A 17,744-nucleotide genomic window follows, 5' to 3' on the forward strand; every position below is an offset into this window, starting at 1 on the left:
TGCCCTACCGGGAGTAGCCCCGACGGTTGACAAAACTATAGGAACACCCAACGACTGCCCACAAATAGCTGTACGTCAGCATCCAAAGATGTCGAAAAATATCGACTTTGGATGCTGACGTACATGTTTGTGCCGTATGGGTTTGTGCGTTGGGGCCGGCCGACCGCAATAGAACGCTAGAGCAGGTTCTTCTGTATCCACGCGATGATGTCGCCCGACTCGTAGAGTGGCGTGCCGTCAATGAACAGGCAGGGAACTTGGCGCTTTCCGCCGACGGCGATGAGCGTCTGCTCGGCATCGGAATCGGTCGAGATATTACGCTCGGGGATGGTCACGCCGTTATCGGCCAGGAAACGCTTGACCTTTATGCAATACGGGCAGCCGGTCATAACGTAGAGCGCGAGCTCGTGATCAGTAGCCATAGGTCTCCAATCGGTTGAGGTTTCGATTGAAATACCCAAAGCCGCCGCGGTCTATGCACGCGTCAACGACGACTCGATTGCCTGTACCAGAAACGCCGTGGCGCCGGTGCCGCAGGGCTTGTCGTAGTAGTCAACAAAGCGCTGGTCGGCAAGATAGCCGTGGGCGAGGCCCAAGTACGCCTCGTCTTGGGGCTCGCATCCCCAGTTGAGAGCAATCCAGCGACGATGCATCGCGACAAGCTTGCGAGCCTCGCTTCCATCCGGTTCGCCGTCGCTCATGGCAATCGAGAGCTGGCCCAGAATAGCGCGTTCAAGTTCCTTCATGTCGTTCCATGTCTGAGGATCCATATCCAGTAACGTTTCGTTTGCTGCATCGATAGCCTCATCGCCATAGCGCGCCCGCGCTTCGGCGCCGTAGCGCTCCTCGTTTTCTTGCACGGCGCGCCAGCGTTCCAGTTGCGGCAGCACGGCGCCCATGAGCGAGACAGCTTCGTCGAGCGACATACCGGTGTTTTGTGCCAGGCGCGGGGCACAATCCTCGATCATTGCCTCCATCGTAGTGTCGTAGGTGTACTTGCCGTGGTCGTAGCACCACTTGCAGTAATGATCGGTCGCGGTGCCCGCAGCATCGGTGCCGCAGTCGTCGGGTGTGAGCACCATGCCGCAGCTCTGGCAATAGTGCTCGGGCATTTCGAGCAGGTGGGACAGCGGTTCTCCGGTTACGGCGGCAATGAGCTTCATCATGTCGATGCCCGGGGTGACTTCGCCGCGCTCCCAGCGGCTGACGGCTTGGCGCGTGACATAGAGCTTGGCGGCAAGCTGCTCTTGGGTAAGGTTGTTGGCGCGACGGACGGCGATGAGTTTTTCTGCAAAGGCCATAACGGCTCCTTTCTGCTGCTTGTTGGCTTAAGCATACGCGGCGGCCGACGCCCTTCCAAGCAACCGTTGGTTGCAAAAGGGGCGGTCGCGGTGAGGGATTACGCGCATCGCGCATGCCCTCATGCCGTACAATGACCGGCATGAAACCTATTGCACACATACATACCGACCTGCCGCAAAAGTTCGGCATCCCGCGCAACAGCTTTTTGGCGCCCCATCTTGAGGGACGCATCGTCTTTGAGCCGGAATTTGCCTCCAGCGCGGCAGTTGAGGGTCTGGACTCCTTCTCTCACCTGTGGCTGCTCTGGCGCTTTGAAAACGGAACACCCGGCGGCGCGGCCGAAGACATCGCCGCCGATGCCAAGACACAGGATAGGTCCGGCACCAACGCCAAGTGGTCGAAGACCGTGCGTCCGCCGCGCTTGGGTGGAGCCGAGCGCGTGGGCGTATTTGCCACGCGCAGCCCGTTTCGACCTAATCCCATTGGGCTTACCTGCGTCAAACTCGATCATGTCGGGCTTACCGACGATGGCCCCATCATCCATGTGCTAGGGGCCGATCTGCGTGACGGCACGCCCATCTACGACATTAAGCCCTACATTCCGTTTGCGGACTGCCACTCGGATGCGACCGGCGGCTGGATTGAGGATGCGCCGTGGCAAGAGCTCGACGTTGACTTCCCGCAAGCGCTGCAGGAGATGGTCCCGCCCACGAAGCTCCCCGGGTTGGTCGAGGTCCTTCGCCAAGATCCGCGCCGCGCGGGTAGCAAGCACGAGCCAAACCGCATTTACCACTTGGCTTACGCTGGGCTCGACATATCCTTTACGGTTGACGGATCCAAGTTGACGGTAACCGCCGTCAACGACGCGCGGGACTAGCCAGCCATTCGATGGCGCTCGCCAAATTCAACGCCAAACCCCGTGCCAAAATCGCCCACGCTGGTGGACAATAACGCCTATCAAAACAATCCGCTTTGCACGGGAGCTCAGCATGAAATACGACTTTACTTCGCTTATCGACCGCCACGGCATGGACGCCATCGCCGTTGACTCCTGGGGCGAGATCCCTGGCATGGCTCCGAACGCGCCCGACGAGGGCTTCGACCGCATCCCCATGTGGGTGGCGGACATGAATTTTGCCACGGTGCCCACGGTCCAGGAGCACATCATTCAGCGCGCCCAGCATCCCATGTTTGGCTATTTCGATCCGCGCGACGAGTACTTCGACCGCATCATCGAATGGCAGAGCCGACGTAATGGCGTCGAGGGTCTGCTCCCGGAGCATATCGGCTACGAAAACGGCGTGCTGGGCGGTGTCGTGTCGACCCTGCGGGCGTATGTCCAGCCGGGCGATGCGGTGCTGGTCCACAGCCCTACCTACATCGGCTTTACCAAGTCCATCGAAGCCGCGGGCTATCGCATTGTCCACAGCCCGCTTAAGCTCGACGACCAGGGCGTGTGGCGCATGGACTTTGAGGACATGGAACGCAAGCTCACCCAAAACCACATCCACGCCGCGGTGTTCTGCTCGCCGCACAATCCTTGTGGCCGCGTATGGGAGCGCGACGAGATCGAGCGCGCCATGGACATCTATCGCCGGCACGATTGCGTGGTGATTTCGGACGAGATTTGGTCCGACATCATCTTGCCCGGTCACAAGCATATCCCGACGCAGTCGGTGAGCGAGGATGCCCGCATGCGCACGGTCGCCCTCTATGCGCCCAGCAAGACGTTTAACCTGGCGGGCCTGGTCGGCAGCTACCACATCATCTATAACGAGACGCTGCGCGACCGCGTGTGCGCCGTGTCCAATAAGACCCACTACAACGAGATGAATGTCCTTTCGATGCATGCGCTTATCGGCGCCTACCAGCCGCAGGGCTACGAGTGGCTCGATGAGCTCAACGAGGTTATCGAGGGCAACATTGACTACTTCTGCGATTACGTGGACGAGCATTTTGAGGGCGTGTCCTATTCGCGCCCGCAGGGCACCTATATGGTGTTCCTGGACTGCACGGAGTGGTGCTGCGTGCATGGGCACGATATTCAGTGGCTGCTCGACGAGGGGGCGCGTGTGGGCGTGGGCTATCAGGACGGCCGTCCATTCCATGGACCTTGCCACATTCGCGTGAATCTGGCGCTGCCGCTTTCGCGTGTAAGGGAGGCGTGCGACCGCTTGGACCGCTACGTTTTTAATGCACGGTAAGTGAGTGCTGCATGCGGGACTGTCTGCCAGATTGGCTGGAAGGCCCCGTATGGTAAAGCATCTGTAACCATTGAGCGCAAGCGCGGTTTTGTCTGCTAATATCTTTGCTCTTGAGTCTGTAAACAGGATCGTCTGGAGCTCGATGAAAAGACCTCGTCGCTCGGCCGCCATATCGTTGTTTGTTGCGCTTGCAGTGGTGGGCGCCTTTGTCGTGGCGATAGCTGGCTGTTCCGGGTTGAATGATGGGGCCGCGGCGTCTGCATCAGAAGGCGCAGCCGCCTCGCAGGTCAAAGACGACAACCTTAAGACGCTCAACGTTGGCAGCGACCTCTATCCACCGTTTGTGTATAGCAACGAGTACGGCGATATTGTTGGCCTGGATGTCGATATTTTGACCGAGGCTTTGGGCCGCATTGGCTACAAGCCAAAGTACCAGCTGATCGACTGGGAAAAGAAGAAAGAGCTGCTGGCGAGCGGCGAGCTCGATTGCGTCATGGGCAGCTTTAGTATGACGGGCCGCGAAGGCGAGTATCGCTGGGCGGGGCCGTACCTTGCGAGCCGACAGGTGGTTGCTGTCGATCCCGAAAGCGATATCTACACGCTTGCCGATCTTGAGGGTAGGGTCGTGGCGGTCCAGTCCACCACCAAGCCCGAATCGATTCTGCTCAATCACACCAATGAAAACGTTCCGCAGATTAAGGAGCTCTACAGCTTTTCGGACCGCTCGTACCTGAACCCGGCGCTTGTCGAGGGCCTAGTCGACGCCATCGCCGCGCATGAGTCCTCGCTGCTCGCCTACGAAAAAGACTATGGCGTGACGTATCGCATTTTGTCTGAGCCGCTGCTAGAGGTTGGTTTGGGCACCGCTTTCGATATCAACGACACACGCGGCATCGACGTTAAGCTCACCCATGCCTACCAAGAAATGCTTGCCGATGGCACCATGGAGCGCCTGGTGTCAAAGTATTTTGATGACCCTTCGCCCTTTTTGAATGTGGAGGGCCTGTCATGATTGATGCGTCCGACCACACCGCTCAGGAGCGGGGCGATCGTTCGGCACGGGAATGGCTCATCGTCGTCCTGTTGGGGATAGCGCTCTCGATTGTTGCCGGCGTGACGAGCTACGCCTACACGACAGCTCAGGCCGAGCAGCGCTTTGCCGACGTTGTCGATTACGTGGCGACACAGAGCCTTTCCTACGATGCGTTCAACAGCGCCTATGCGACCAAAAACCTGATTCGCGTTATGGAGATCGCCGGAGAGGCGGCGCGCGATATGGAGCGCGACGGCTCGGTGGATAACGCTACGTTGGAGCAATATGCTGACCAGTTTAATGTGACAGCGCTGATCGTAACGGATGCATCGGGCAACTTGGTGTCCGAGTCCTCGAAGGATGACGTGGGCTACGAGTCGCTCGCCGCGAATCTCAAAGAGGCGCCTGTGCTGGAGGTGGCAGCCCATCCGCTTAAGTCCTATACCGCTCGCATTACGCTTGCGGACGATTCGGTCGCAGACATTGGCTGCGTGGCCCGGCGGGACGGTGAGGGCATCGTTGTCGCGGTGAGGCACCAGAGCGCCAAGGCGGTCGCGAGCAATACGCTCAAGTTGCAGAGCTTGCTCGATGGTTATGAGACCATCGATAGCGGCAATATCGTGATCGAAAACGACGGTAAGGTCGTTGCGACCAACGCTGTTGAGCCCGCCGTGTCAGGCGTGTTCGATTTGCCTGCGACGGATGCCATCGTTGTCAACGGCATTAAGGAGCGTTGCCTGGCTGGTAAGGTCAGATTGGTTAACGACAGCGGTGAGTGGTATCTGGGCACATTTGGTAAAGCGCGCGATTTTTACGTGTACACCTATGCTCCCGCGCAGCGTTACTTTGAGGTTGTTGCCGCTGTTGTTGCCAGCGTGTTGGCACTCTACGGCGGTGTTATAGCCACTGTTGTGTTGGTGCGCCGCCGCGCCGAGAGCCAACGCTTTGCCGACCTGTTGCTGCAGGAGCGCGACTATGGCGACAAACTGGCAAAAGCGGCGCGCGAAGCTTCGTCTGCCAACTCTGCAAAGACGGAGTTCCTGCGTCGCATGAGTCACGACCTGCGCACGCCCATCAACGGCATTCGCGGTATGGTCGAGGTGGGCAATGCCAACGCGGACGACTTGCAAAAGCAGACTGAGTGCCGCTCAAAGATCTGGACGGCGTCGGGACTGTTGCTCGACCTTGCGAACGAGGCACTCGATATGAGCCGCTTGGAGAGCGGGCAGGTCGACCTGAATCTCGTGCCTACAGATATGGTGGCCCTCAACCGTGAGGTGTGCGATATTCTGGAGCGCCAAGCCGAGGAGCGCCTGGTGACAATTATCTGCGACCAACGGACTCTTGATCATCCCTATGCCCGGGTGAGCGTGACGCACCTCAAGCGTCTGTTGCTCAATATTGCCGGTAATGCCGTCAAGTACAACCGCCAGGGCGGCTATGTTCGCCTGACATGCCGCGAGGTGGAGCCGGTGGACGGTGTCCCCGTCTATGAATACACGATCGCCGATAACGGCATTGGCATGAGCGAGGAGTTTCAACAGCACCTCTACGAGCCGTTCAGCCGCGAGGAACAGCAGGTGGAAGGCGCTTCATCGGGAACTGGCCTGGGCGCGTCTATTGCCAAACAGTTGGTCGAGCTTATGGGCGGAACCATGAGCTTTACGAGCGCCTTGGGGCGGGGGACGACGTTTACCATTTGCCTGCCGTTTGAGAAGTGCAAGAGTTCCGAGATTCCCCAGGCAGTTCGCGTGGATGCAGGCGACAGCGACGTGATCCAGGGCCTGCGTGTTTTGCTCGTAGAGGATAACGACCTGAATGCCGAGATCGCACAGTTTACGCTCGACCGCGCCGGTGCCGTCGTGACACATGTTAAAGATGGCGAGTCTGCCGTCGAGACGTTTGCCGCGAGCGCGCCGCACGAGTACGACGTGGTATTGATGGACATCATGATGCCCGGCATCGATGGCCTTGAGGCCACGCGTCAGATTCGAGCGCTCGATCGCGAGGACGCCGCGACCACGCCGATTATCGCCGTGAGCGCCAATGCCTTTGCCGACGACCGTAGGCTTTCGCGCGAGGCGGGCATGAACGCGCATCTGAGCAAACCCGTGAGTTCTCAGGATCTCGTTGAGGCGCTTGCGCACATAGCCGCCGACGCTTCATAAACAAATAGCTCGGTTCCAATACTGGTTGGAACCGAGCCATTTTGCTATTTGCAGGACCTGTTTTTGGGCTTACTTTTCATGGATCTGCTTGCCGCAAAGATGCTCAATCGAAATCTCGTAGAGTTGGACGCCCTTGATGTCTTTGGCGATTTCCTCTTCAACTTCTTCGGCAGAGGGGTAGTACTTAAGCGCGAGCTGGCGGACTTTGTCCTCGATAAACGCAGGTGTCTCATCTACCAGACGGCAACGACCAAAGACAACGGCACTCATAACGTAGGGAGCCCAGTCGCCGTCCTTGTACCACTCGTTGCCGTAAACGGTAAAGCAGATCTTGTCATCGCGCTTGAGTGCGTCGACCTTGTGGCCGGCTTTGGCGCCATGGAAATAAATCTTGTCGTGCTCGGCGTCAAAGAAGTAGTTGACGGGAATGGCATAGGGGTAGCCATCATCGCCGTTGACGGCAAAGACGCCGCGCTTGCAGGTAGCGAGCAGTTCGCGCGCTTCCTCGTCGGTGATGGCGCGTTTCTTTCGACGTAAGGGCCTAAACATCGTTGGCTTCCTTTCTACTGCGCATGGTGGTTGAGCACAAACTATAGCGAAACAGCCCCGTTTTTCTTGATACAGGCGAGTATGTTTTTGAGCTTGTTAAAGTCGAGCGGTTTGGGCAGATGGGCGTTCATGCCAGCGTCGTGTGCCGCCTTGGCGTCTTCGGCAAAGGCGTTGGCGGTGAGCGCGATGATGGGGATGTCGGCCGCATCGGCCTTTTCGCTCAGGCGGATCGCGCGGGTTGCCTCGTAGCCGTCCATGCCCGGCATCATGATATCCATCAGGATCGCATCGAAGCTGCCGGCGGGACGACCGACGTATAGGTCGACCGTTTGGTTGCCGTCGGCGGCGCGCGTTACGACAATGCCCTCGCTTTCGAGCAGAGTTTGGGCAATCTCGGCGTTGAGCTGGTTGTCTTCGGCAAGTAGCACGCTCATGCCGGTCAGTGAGACCTTGGGTGCCCTCGCATCCGACTGTGCTTGAATCTGAGGACACTTATCGATAGCGAGTGGGATCCGAACGTAAAATGTCGATCCAGTTCCAAGCTCACTCGTTACCTCGATTGTCCCCCCCATGGCGTCGACAAGTGATTTGACGATCGGCATGCCCATGCCAGTTCCCTGAAATTTACTGCGGGCATCGTTGCCTTCTTGGGCAAACGGTTCGTAGATGTGCTTAAGAAACTCGGGCGACATGCCGATGCCGGTGTCCGAGACGTTAAAGCAAAAGAGCACTCGGCTATCATCGATCGGTTTAATCTGCGATGTAAAAGTGACAGTTCCGCCATCTTTGTTGTACTTGATGCTGTTGTCGAGCAGGTTAATGATAATCTGACGTACATGAGTAGGGCTTCCCATTACATGTGGATTGCAGAGGGGATGTGCGCTTTGATCCTGCATCGTAATATTGCGATCGGAAGCGCGGAGCTTGCACAGCACGATTGCATCGTTGCAGAGATCTTCGAGGTTAAATGAGACATGCTCAAGCGTCAGCTTACCATTTTCAATCCTGCCCATTTCTAGAATGTCGTTGATGAGTGAGAGCAGATGGTTGGCGGCGATTCGCGCCTTAGTTCGGTTTTTACGGGCGGCATCGACATCGTCTTCGTGCAATTCTTCAATCTCGATGAGCCCCAGAATGCCGTTGAGCGGCGTGCGGATGTCATGGCTCATGCGGGCGAGAAAGGCCGTTTTGGCCGCATTGGCGGCGAGTGCCTTGTTTTGCTCTACTCTGGCTCGCTGCAGGGCCCAGGTTAGAACCGCTATCCCAGTCAACAGTACACCGACGATGATGACGACAATCGAACTACGATGACGATATATAAACCTGAACGCGTCTGATTCCTGTGCGCTATACGACGTAGAGGAATAATTGCTCGCAGAAAGCGATTCTCCGGCGTTGATGATGCCCTTGTTGACGATACTCAATAATTCGGGATTTCCGCGTTGCATAAGGCAAGAGAGTTCGGCCGTGCGTGAGAGTTCCTGTATCTCGTAGTCTCTGATATCGTAGCTATCTCGGATGGTTTCCAGCCGTGCGTTGGGAACAACGATGCAGCTTGATCTTCCGTCCTTAAGGGCAGAAAGCATGTCGTCTGCAGACGGATACTCGGTTACATTTGCATTTGGAAACATAGTTTTTAATTCGCTGCGGTTGACGATGGAAAACCCTGTGCAACAGATATTGCGGAGATCCTTGTTGAGATCGCTGGTGGCGTGGATGGCGGTAAGAGAGATCGTTCCCATCGAAATCGATTGAACGGTCCCCATTTGCTCGGCAAGCCAGTAGTCGCGAAATGCCGGTAGGGCGATGTCGATATTTCCCTTTGAGAGCGCTTCCGTCATTTGCTGGTTGCTTGAAAAAGCGAGCGTGTGTACGGTAATGCCAAATTTGTCGTGGAGCGTCGTAACGAGTGAGACGAGTGACCCTTCCATTTCTCCGTTTGCATCTTGGTTGCAGAAGGGGAGATTGTTGTTGAGATAACCAAGTGTAAGCGTGTTGTTATTGGCCTTGAGCCACGACCGTTCGGAGTTGGTAAGTGATGCGGATCCGCTATTTTGCGCCGAGTAGTTGGATTTGACTTCGTCGTTGTAGCGCGGGTTGGTGCGGTTGATTGCCGCCATGGCCGAGTTGATGTCGTTCATCAGATCGGGGCGGCTTTTGGGGACGGCAAAATAGTAGTCGCTCGAGCCTACGTAGAACATGGGCGACGCATCGGGCGACGAAATGGTGTCGTTCATGATGACGGCGTCAACCTCGCCGTCTGAAAGTGCCTCAAAGAGGGCGCCGCCGGTGTCGATTTCTTTATAGGTACAGGTGACGCCTTCGTTGGCGAGCCACTGCTGGCCGACGAAGGTTTGCATAACGCCAGAGTTGCAGCCGATGGTGAGGCCTTGGAGTGCCTGGGGGTCACCCTTGGCCAGATCGTCGCGATCGGGCTTGGCGTAGATGTAGTAGCGCTCGGTGCCCTCGGGGTTTGAGGAAAAGAGTAACTTTTGCTCGCGTTCTACTGAATGCGAGATGTTGGGCATGAGGTCGATTTTGCCCTTCTCGAGCATGTCCATGAGCTCGGTGAAGGTGCCGGACACGTATTCGTACTGCCAGCCAGGGGTGTAGTACGAGAGGGTCTGGAGGTACTCGTAGCCCCATCCCGAGAGGCGCTCGCCCGGTGTGCCTTCCTGGAAGCCCTCGTTGTTGACAAGCCAGCCGACGCGGACCGTCTTGACCTGCTGGTCGGAGTCGGCGGCAAAGGCCGGGGTGGGCATGACGGCGCTCAGTAGTGTGAGCGCAGCAAGCGCGACGGCTAGGGTGCGATATAGAGCTAAGCGAAGGACGGCGGAAGGTTTCACATGCAATCCCATCGAGTCGAGATAATACCGCATAAGGATACCAGCTCAGCCACCCTAACACCCGGCAGATGGGTAGTCATTGGGGACGTTCTTAAACGACTAGTCGCTGGGGACACTCTTTGCCGGGGTTGGCGCTTAGGGACGCTCCCAATCTGTTCGACACAAAAGGAACGTCCCCAGGTGCCGGATGTGCGACAATACCGAGCAACGTGATGGGGCGTCTGGGAAAAGGGGTCGCGATGAACAAGTTGAGGACGCTTGCCGACGTGTTGCGCCAGGCTGGCTTTGCGCGCATCACGGGCCTGTTCCTTATCTTCTATCTGCTGTGCTCGACGGCTGTCTGGCTGTCCGAGCCCACGACCCTTACGTTTGGCGACGGCCTCTGGTTTAGCTTTGAGACCGTATCGACGATCGGCTTCGGTGATATCCCGGCCGAGACGCCGGTTGCCCGCGCGATTACCGTTGTCCTGAGCGTCATCAGCATCTTCTACATCGCCATGCTCACGGGCGTGGCGGTGAACTACTGCAATACGCTCATCAAGATGCGCCAAAAGGACACCATGGCGCGCTTTATGGACGATCTTGAGCATCTGGAAGAGCTCGATCGCGATGAGCTCGCCGACCTGTCGCGCCGCGTGCGCGAATATCGCCGACGCCAACGCTAGGGCGGGCGCCGCGCGTCACAACAAGGGGGCTGAATATGAATATCACGGTATACCTGGGCGCCAGCGTCGGTAACGACCCGGCGTTTCTGCCTGCGGTGCAGCAGCTCGGCACATGGATTGGCTCCAACGGCCACGCGCTGGTATACGGCGGGTCCAAGTCGGGGCTGATGGGCGCGCTCGCCGATAGCGTGCTCGATGCCGGCGGACACGTGACCGGTGTGGAGCCGAGCTTTTTTATCGAGGCCGAGTTTCAACATGACGGTATCGACGACCTCATCGTGACGAGCGATATGGCCGAGCGCAAGGCCAAGATGATTGAGCTCGGCGACGCGTTCATCGCCTTTCCCGGTGGGACGGGTACGCTCGAGGAGATTGCCGAGGTCATGTCGGCCGTGTCGCTGGGGCATCTGAGCGCGCCGTGCATCCTGTATAACCTGGACGGTTACTACAACGATCTCAAGGCGCTGCTCGAGCACATGATTGATAAGGGGCTTTCGAGCCCGAGGCGCCAGCAAGGCATTTACTTTGCCGAGGACCTGCACGAGATCGCATCGATTATCGGCAACTAAGCCGTAGGCCTATCGCACATGCGGCGCCCAATGGCGCCGTTTGCGGCGTGGATGGTCGGCACGTCCGCGCTGTGCCCGTCTTACAATAAAACGTATCTTTGTCGATTTTGACCACGGGAGGTCCCGATGGACAACCTTGCAAAACCCAAAAACCGTGCGCTGTTTTTAGTGAGCGTGGCTGTGACCGGTGCGTTTGCAGGCGCCGCGGTCTGGCTGTTCTTCTTTGCGATGGAGCACGGTATCGACTATTTATGGACCGAGATTCCGCATATGCTGGGCGTCGCTTCGCCTGAGCTCGCAAGCGGTCCGTTCGGTTTTTTGCCGTACCCGTTTTTCGTCTGCCTGCTGGGCGGTCTGCTGATTGGTCTGTACGCAAAGATGACGGGCACCAAGACCGATGACCTCAACCAGGTGATGGCCAAGGTTAAACAAGACGGTCGCTACCCGTACGACAACCTGGGCAAGCTTTCACTCGCGGCATTGCTGCCGCTGCTGTTTGGCGGAAGTATTGGACCGGAGGCCGGCCTGACCGGCGTTATCGCGGGTCTGTGCAGCTGGGTCGGCGACCGCATGCGTCGCTTTGGCGCCGAGTTTAGGGAGCTCACGCTGTTGGGCACCCAGGCTGCCCTGACGGCGCTCTTTACCGCGCCCGTGTTTGGCTTTGTGGCGCCGCTCGCCGGTAGCGCCGACGGCCAGGGCGCTGGCGAGGACTCCGCGTCCGACGAGATCACCATCAAGCTGCCCAAGGCACAAAAGACCGTGGTCTACGGCATCGCGATTGCCGGCGGTCTGGGCACCTATCTGCTGCTCGGCCAGCTCATGGGTGGCGGCATGGGCATGCCGAGGTTCGAGGCTGCCCAGGTGGGTAACCTCGAGCTTGCCTGGCTCATTCCGCTGGCGTTGGTCGGTACCGTATGCGGCTGGCTGTACTTTGTCTCGGAGCACGCGAGCGAAGCGCTTGCCCATGCCATAGGGGAGCGCCCTGTCGTCAAGGCGATGCTGGCTGGTCTGGCCCTCGCTATCTGCGGCACGGTTTTGCCCTACACCATGTTTGCCGGCGAGACCCAGGCCGACGTGCTCATGGAGACCTACCTCACCATTCCCGCCGGCGTGCTTATCGCGACCGGTCTGGTCAAGGCCATGCTGACGCCCGCCCTCATCAACCTTGGTTGGCGCGGCGGTCACTTCTTCCCGGTTATCTTCTCGGGCGTAAGTCTGGGCTATGGCCTTGCCATCCTCACCGGCGCCGATCCGGTCTTTTGCGTTGCCGTCTGCACCGCCTCGACGATGGGCGCCGTTATGCGTCAGCCCGTCATGGTCGTGGGCCTGCTGCTCATGTGCTTCCCGCTCAAGGGTATCGTCTGTATGATCATCGCCGCCGTTATCGCCGCCGGCATTCCGCTGCCCAAACCGCTGCGCAAGTAGCACGGTGGCGCGCGGGCAATACAAACATCTCAAGCCCGGTGTGGGCGCTGTGTCACGGATTTGCGGGTGGACTGAATCTCGCCTGGCACCGACGCTACTTCCAAATCGCGAGCGCGGCGGTGCCCAGCACGATGAGGAAAAGGCCGATGGCGCTTCGATGCGACAGCTTTTCGTTGAAGGCCAGTCGTGCGAACAGCACCGATACGACAATCGATAGTTTGTCGATTTGCACGACGACGCTCACCTGGCCTGCAGCGATGGCGTAGTAGTACAGCAGCCACGACGCGCCGGTCGCAATGCCCGATGCCGCGAGAAATGCGAGTTCGCGCGGGTCAATGCGCGCGACCTGCTCCAGCTTTCCCTTGGCAGCCACGATTGCCCATGCCATAAAAAGTACCACACAGGTACGGATCGCCGTGGCCAGGTTTGACTCGACACCTTCGATGCCGATCTTGGCGAGGACGGAGGTGAGTGCCGCGAACACGGCGGCGCCGAGGGCGTAAGCGAGCCAGGCTCGGTCTTGCTTTTGCTCTGCGCCGATGGACTGCTTTTTCTCGATTATCAAAAACGTGCCGAGCGTGATGACGGCGGTTCCCACGAGCTTGACCGCCAGGTTGCCTGTCTCACCAAAAAGCACTATGGCGATAAGCACGGCGAGCACAGTGCTCATCTTGTCGACGGGTACAACCTTGTTGACGTCTCCGATGCTGAGCGCCTTAAAGTAACAGATCCACGAGGCGCCGGTGGCGAGTCCCGAGAGGGTGAGGAATAGCCAGGCTTTGGCGGGAATGGCGCCGATTGCTCCGATGGATCCAGAAATGCCCGCCATTGCCCAGGCAAATACGAGCACCACGCAAGTACGGATGGCGGTTGCAACGTCGGAGTCGGTGTGCCTGATGCCGCATTTGGCCAAAATGGATGTGATGCCGGCAAAGAAAGCTGATGCAAATGCTGCTGTAACCCACGACACGGGTTGAGCGCCTCCTCATAAAAGACCGCGCCAGATCTGCGGCGCATGCCCGATGATACCGCGCTTGCCTACAGGTCGCGTGTCCGGTAGATCTTGGCGCTGACGATGCAGCTAAGTGCACATAGCACGAGGGCCAGTACCGCAATTCCTGCGCACAGGCAGCCGAGGACGGCGGGATCGGGATTCGCCCCGGCAATCGATATGAGCCAGTTGCTGATGGGGTTGGAGGAGCTCAACGCTGCCATGGCAAGGCACCCGAGCAGGGCAAACAGGCCGACGGAAAGGCGCAGCGCCTCCATGTGTCCAAATCGAAAGAACAGCGGCTGTGCCAAAAACACCATCATGAGGGAGATGAGCATCGATGCGGCGGAGGCTATTGTGGTCTCAAAGACGAACTGTCCCGTCGAGGGCATACCCGTATGATCGAAGAACGGAAGGGTGATGATGCTCAAAAGCGCGCCGGCGCACGCCATGACGGCTGAGAAGACAATGATGCTCAGGTAGCGTGCGCAGATGATGTCTTTGCGCGAGATGGGCAGCGTTGCCCGATAGCGCTCCCATCCGTTTTGATTGTCGAAGCCGGCCAGCGAGCTCATAACCATGATGGGCGACATGGCACTGACCGCGCAGGCGCCGGCGCTCATGCCGGAATCGCCATCCGATGCGTTGGCGAGGGTCAACACGACGAAGATGAACAGGCCGACGCCCGCGATGCTTGGGACAAGCGAGCGAACGATGGCGAGCTCGGACATAAAGGCGCGTTTCATTTCGAAGCCCCTTTCAGCATAAGGCGCAGGTAATCATCAGTGGTTGCCCGGTCGCAGGGAATCTCGGGGAAGGCCTCGAGCGCCTCGCGACGGTTGGGCACGAGCACGTCCACGCTATAGGCGTGGCGGGCGGCATGGGCGCCTTCGACGCAAGCCATGAGCTCGGACGCCTGCGCCTGCGTGCAATGGGCGATGCCGGCGCGGTCGGTAATGTCCTCCCGCGGCAGGTCAAATACAATCGAGCCGTTATCGATGCAGATGACGCGGTCGGCGGCGCGATCGAGGTCGGACGTAATATGGCTCGAGAGCAGCACGCTGCGCTGGCCGTCGGAAACAAAGGCGAGCAGCTCGTCAAGCAGCTCTTCGCGTGCCATGGGATCGAGGCCCGCGGTGGCTTCGTCCAAAACGAGCAGCTTGGCATGGTGGCTGAGCGCGCAGGAGAGTTGCAGCTTCATGCCCATGCCGCGGGAGAGGTCCTTGACCTTCGTCTTGGGATCGAGGCCAAATCGGTCGATGAATCCGGCGAACGTTTCGCGACTCCATGTGGGGTACGCTGGGCCTACGAGCGTCTCGATCTGGCCCACCTTGAGCGTGGAGGGGAAGGGACACGTGTCCAGGACAAGGCCGACGCGGGAGCGCAGGTGGCGCTGCGTCTCGTCGGGTGCGTTGGCATCGCAGCGCTGTCCAAGCAGATGTACCTCGCCGGCATCGAGCTTTATAAGCCCGAGCGCGGCGCGAATGGTCGTTGTCTTGCCGGCGCCGTTTGCGCCCGCAAAGCCGACGATTTGGCCGGGATCCACGGCAAGCGTGACGTCGCGCAACGAAAAACGGTCGCTCACACGGCGCGATACACCTTTGAGTTCTAGCAGGGTTTGCATGGTATAGCCTTTCTTGCAGATGGCTACTGCATGGTTTCGGGGGCTACAAGGTCGAGCATCTCGTGCAGCTTGTCGCGCGTGACGCCCAGGGCTTCGGCTTGGTTCGCCGCTTTCGCAAGCAGCTCTTCGATATGGCAGAGCTGGTTTTCGCGCAAGAGTTCTTGGTTGCCCTCGGCGACAAAACAGCCCTTGCCCTGCACGGTGCAGATAAAACCGAGTTGCTCCAGGTCGGCATAGGCGCGCTTGGTGGTGATGACGCTCACGCCGAGGTCGCTCGCGAGCGTACAGATGCTGGGTAGTTTGGCTCCCGCAGCGAGCGCGCCCGAAAGGATCTGCGCTTTGACCTGCGAGGAGATCTGCTCATAGATGGGCTTGTCGCTCGAATTGGATAGGATAATGTCCACAGCGGCTCTTTAGCTGTTGGGCTACACGTGTATATAACCGGTAAGCACAGTATATATACACTATGTACAGTTACGCAAGAGACAAATTCGGATTGGGCCGGCTACCCAGGCCCCAACTGATGAATTTGTCCTGATAGGTGCCCTATGGCGGGATTTCGCGGCTACAATGGTGCGGTTACAACGACGTAATGCACTCAATGCAAGAAAGGATCCGCATGGCAAGCCTGTCGGATGAAATCTCGTCGCGCCGCACATTCGCGATCATCAGCCACCCGGACGCCGGTAAGACCACGCTTACCGAGAAGCTGCTGCTCTATACCGGCAGCATCCAGACCGCCGGCTCGGTCAAGGGCAAGAGCTCGGCCAAGCATGCCGTCTCGGACTGGATGGACATCGAGAAGGAGCGCGGTATTTCCGTTACCTCCTCGGTGCTGCAGTTCACCTACAACGGCGCCTGCGTCAACATCCTCGATACCCCCGGCCACCAGGACTTCTCGGAGGATACCTACCGTACCCTTATGGCCGCCGACGCCGCAGTCATGGTCATCGACGGCGCTAAGGGCGTCGAGGCCCAGACCAAAAAGCTCTTTAAGGTCTGTACGCTGCGCCATATTCCCATCTTTACCTTTGTGAACAAGCTCGACCACGAGGCTCGCGATCCGTTTGAGCTCATGGAAGAGATCGAGAACGTCCTGGGTATCAATACGTATCCCATGAACTGGCCAATCGGCAGCGGTCGCAACTTCCGCGGTGTGTTCGACCGTCAGACCCGTCGCGTCATCGCCTTTGAGGGCGACGGCCACGCCAACGCCACCAAGAAGGTCGCCGAGGTCGAGGCCGAGCTGGGCGATCCGGCCATGGACGAGCTTATTGGCGAGGAGAACCACAAGAACCTGATGGACGACATCGAGCTGCTCGATGGCGCCGGTGACGAGCTCGACCTGGATGCCGTGGCCTGCGGCAAGCTGAGCCCGGCGTTCTTTGGCTCGGCACTCACCAACTTTGGTGTGGAGCCCTTCCTTAAAGAGTTCCTGCGTCTGGCCCCGACGCCGCGCGCCTATACCGATACGCTCACCAGCGAGCCGGTCGCGCCCGCCGAGAACGACTTTAGCGGCTTCGTGTTTAAGATCCAGGCCAACATGGACAAGAACCACCGCGACCGCATCGCCTTTCTGCGCATTTGCTCGGGCAAGTTCGAGCGCGGCATGGACGCCTTCCACATGCAGGGCAACCGTAAACTCAAGCTGGCCACGGGCACGTCGATGATGGCCGATGACCGCGCCATTGTGGACGAGGCGTACGCGGGCGATATCGTGGGCCTGTTCGATCCGGGTATCTTTAGCATCGGCGACACCGTGTGCTCCGGTAAGCGCCACGTGCAGTATCCACAGATCCCGACGTTTGCCCCCGAGATGTTCGCTCGCATTACGCAGGTCGACACGCTCAAGCGCAAGCAGTTTGTGAAGGGTATGGAGGAGCTTGCCCAGGAGGGTGCCATCCAGATCTTCCGCGAGCTGGGTGCCGGCATGGAGAGCGTCATCGTGGGCGTGGTCGGCGTGCTGCAGTTTGAGGTGCTCGAGCGCCGCCTCAAGGCCGAGTACCGTGTCGAGGTTCGTCGTCAGCCGCTGCCCTATACGGACATTCGCTGGATCCAGAACGACCCCGATACCATCGATATCCCGGCCCTTTCGCTCACGCGCGACACGCTGCGCGTCGAGGACATGCGCGGCGGCAAGCTGCTGCTGTTCACGAGCCCGTGGAACGTTGACTGGGCGACCGACCACAACCCCGACCTTGTCCTGTCGGAGTTTGGCAACGTAACGTTTTAGTGCGCCGGCGCGGTGGTCCTGCGGGGCTGCCGCGCCTTTTGCTTGCCTGCCGCCGTGTGAGCGGCTATCATACCCACCGTCGTCTCAAGACCGGGGCGTCCGAGCAGTTCGGGTCCGATATCCTGCTCGTTAAAC

16 protein-coding genes are annotated in these 17,744 nt (G+C 58.9%); 8 read left to right on the top strand and 8 right to left on the bottom strand.

Annotation, left to right across the window (positions count from 1 at the left end; translation table 11 throughout):
• Window positions 1-176: 176 nt before the first annotated feature.
• Complete coding sequence (locus DXD77_RS00975) at window positions 177-422, bottom strand: glutaredoxin (protein WP_117635838.1); 246 nt, start codon at window positions 420-422, stop codon at window positions 177-179.
• A gap of 51 nt (window positions 423-473) precedes the next feature.
• Complete coding sequence (locus DXD77_RS00980) at window positions 474-1,301, bottom strand: TipAS antibiotic-recognition domain-containing protein (RefSeq protein WP_117647358.1); 828 nt, start codon at window positions 1,299-1,301, stop codon at window positions 474-476.
• Window positions 1,302-1,441: 140 nt separating this feature from the next.
• Here DXD77_RS00980 and DXD77_RS00985 point away from each other — a divergent pair, with 140 nt between their 5' ends.
• The 4 genes from DXD77_RS00985 (at window position 1,442) to DXD77_RS01000 (ending at window position 6,707) form a co-directional block, all read left to right on the top strand.
• Window positions 1,442-2,179 (top strand): tRNA (N6-threonylcarbamoyladenosine(37)-N6)-methyltransferase TrmO, encoded by a 738-nt coding sequence (locus tag DXD77_RS00985; RefSeq protein ID WP_233503087.1) that lies wholly within the window; start codon window positions 1,442-1,444, stop codon window positions 2,177-2,179.
• 112 nt (window positions 2,180-2,291) lie between these two features.
• Complete coding sequence (locus tag DXD77_RS00990) at window positions 2,292-3,506, top strand: MalY/PatB family protein (RefSeq protein ID WP_117635836.1); 1,215 nt, start codon at window positions 2,292-2,294, stop codon at window positions 3,504-3,506.
• Window positions 3,507-3,648: 142 nt separating this feature from the next.
• The gene (locus DXD77_RS00995) at window positions 3,649-4,518 is read left to right on the top strand and encodes an ABC transporter substrate-binding protein (protein ID WP_117647360.1); all 870 of its coding nucleotides are present in this window, start codon (window positions 3,649-3,651) and stop codon (window positions 4,516-4,518) included.
• Window positions 4,515-6,707, top strand: coding sequence for an ATP-binding protein (locus DXD77_RS01000; RefSeq protein ID WP_117647361.1), 2,193 nt, complete (start codon window positions 4,515-4,517; stop codon window positions 6,705-6,707). Before DXD77_RS00995 ends, DXD77_RS01000 begins: the two co-directional genes overlap by 4 nt.
• 69 nt (window positions 6,708-6,776) lie before the next feature.
• Here the strand turns inward: DXD77_RS01000 and DXD77_RS01005 are convergent, their stop codons facing one another.
• A complete protein-coding gene (locus DXD77_RS01005; protein WP_117647363.1) occupies window positions 6,777-7,256 on the bottom strand; it encodes a pyridoxamine 5'-phosphate oxidase family protein in 480 nt (159 codons plus the stop codon).
• Window positions 7,257-7,297: 41 nt separating this feature from the next.
• Window positions 7,298-10,102: a transporter substrate-binding domain-containing protein gene (locus DXD77_RS01010; RefSeq protein ID WP_158549054.1), complete on the bottom strand. Its 2,805-nt coding sequence runs from the start codon at window positions 10,100-10,102 to the stop codon at window positions 7,298-7,300.
• A gap of 239 nt (window positions 10,103-10,341) precedes the next feature.
• Between DXD77_RS01010 and DXD77_RS01015 the strand changes: the two genes are divergently transcribed.
• From DXD77_RS01015 to DXD77_RS01025, 3 genes are all read left to right on the top strand, one after another.
• Window positions 10,342-10,767, top strand: coding sequence for a potassium channel family protein (locus DXD77_RS01015; RefSeq protein WP_035136976.1), 426 nt, complete (start codon window positions 10,342-10,344; stop codon window positions 10,765-10,767).
• A gap of 35 nt (window positions 10,768-10,802) precedes the next feature.
• Window positions 10,803-11,336 (top strand): TIGR00730 family Rossman fold protein, encoded by a 534-nt coding sequence (locus DXD77_RS01020; RefSeq protein WP_117647368.1) that lies wholly within the window; start codon window positions 10,803-10,805, stop codon window positions 11,334-11,336.
• A 126-nt stretch (window positions 11,337-11,462) separates the two neighbouring features.
• Entirely contained in the window at window positions 11,463-12,761 is a 1,299-nt protein-coding gene (locus tag DXD77_RS01025; protein WP_117647370.1) for a chloride channel protein, read from the top strand.
• A 94-nt stretch (window positions 12,762-12,855) separates the two neighbouring features.
• Here DXD77_RS01025 and DXD77_RS01030 read toward each other — a convergent pair whose 3' ends face one another.
• The 4 genes from DXD77_RS01030 to DXD77_RS01045 all read right to left on the bottom strand — a co-directional run bounded on the left by DXD77_RS01030 (window position 12,856) and on the right by DXD77_RS01045 (window position 15,780).
• On the bottom strand, window positions 12,856-13,731 hold the full coding sequence (locus DXD77_RS01030) for an EamA family transporter (RefSeq protein WP_117647372.1): 876 nt from the start codon (window positions 13,729-13,731) through the stop codon (window positions 12,856-12,858).
• 68 nt (window positions 13,732-13,799) lie between these two features.
• Window positions 13,800-14,498 carry an ABC-2 transporter permease gene (locus DXD77_RS01035; protein WP_117647374.1) on the bottom strand — a complete coding sequence of 233 codons (699 nt, stop codon included), beginning with the start codon at window positions 14,496-14,498 and terminating at the stop codon, window positions 13,800-13,802.
• Window positions 14,495-15,337: an ABC transporter ATP-binding protein gene (locus DXD77_RS01040; protein WP_233506676.1), complete on the bottom strand. Its 843-nt coding sequence runs from the start codon at window positions 15,335-15,337 to the stop codon at window positions 14,495-14,497. Before DXD77_RS01040 ends, DXD77_RS01035 begins: the two co-directional genes overlap by 4 nt.
• A 62-nt stretch (window positions 15,338-15,399) precedes the next feature.
• Window positions 15,400-15,780 carry a GntR family transcriptional regulator gene (locus tag DXD77_RS01045; RefSeq protein WP_117647377.1) on the bottom strand — a complete coding sequence of 127 codons (381 nt, stop codon included), beginning with the start codon at window positions 15,778-15,780 and terminating at the stop codon, window positions 15,400-15,402.
• A 215-nt stretch (window positions 15,781-15,995) separates the two neighbouring features.
• Here DXD77_RS01045 and DXD77_RS01050 point away from each other — a divergent pair, with 215 nt between their 5' ends.
• Complete coding sequence (locus DXD77_RS01050; protein ID WP_117647379.1) at window positions 15,996-17,609, top strand: peptide chain release factor 3; 1,614 nt, start codon at window positions 15,996-15,998, stop codon at window positions 17,607-17,609.
• The last annotated feature ends 135 nt before the right edge of the window (window positions 17,610-17,744 follow it).

Origin of the sequence: Collinsella sp. TM09-10AT, assembly GCF_003436275.1 — a bacterium.
Classification (GTDB): Bacteria; Actinomycetota; Coriobacteriia; order Coriobacteriales; family Coriobacteriaceae; genus Collinsella.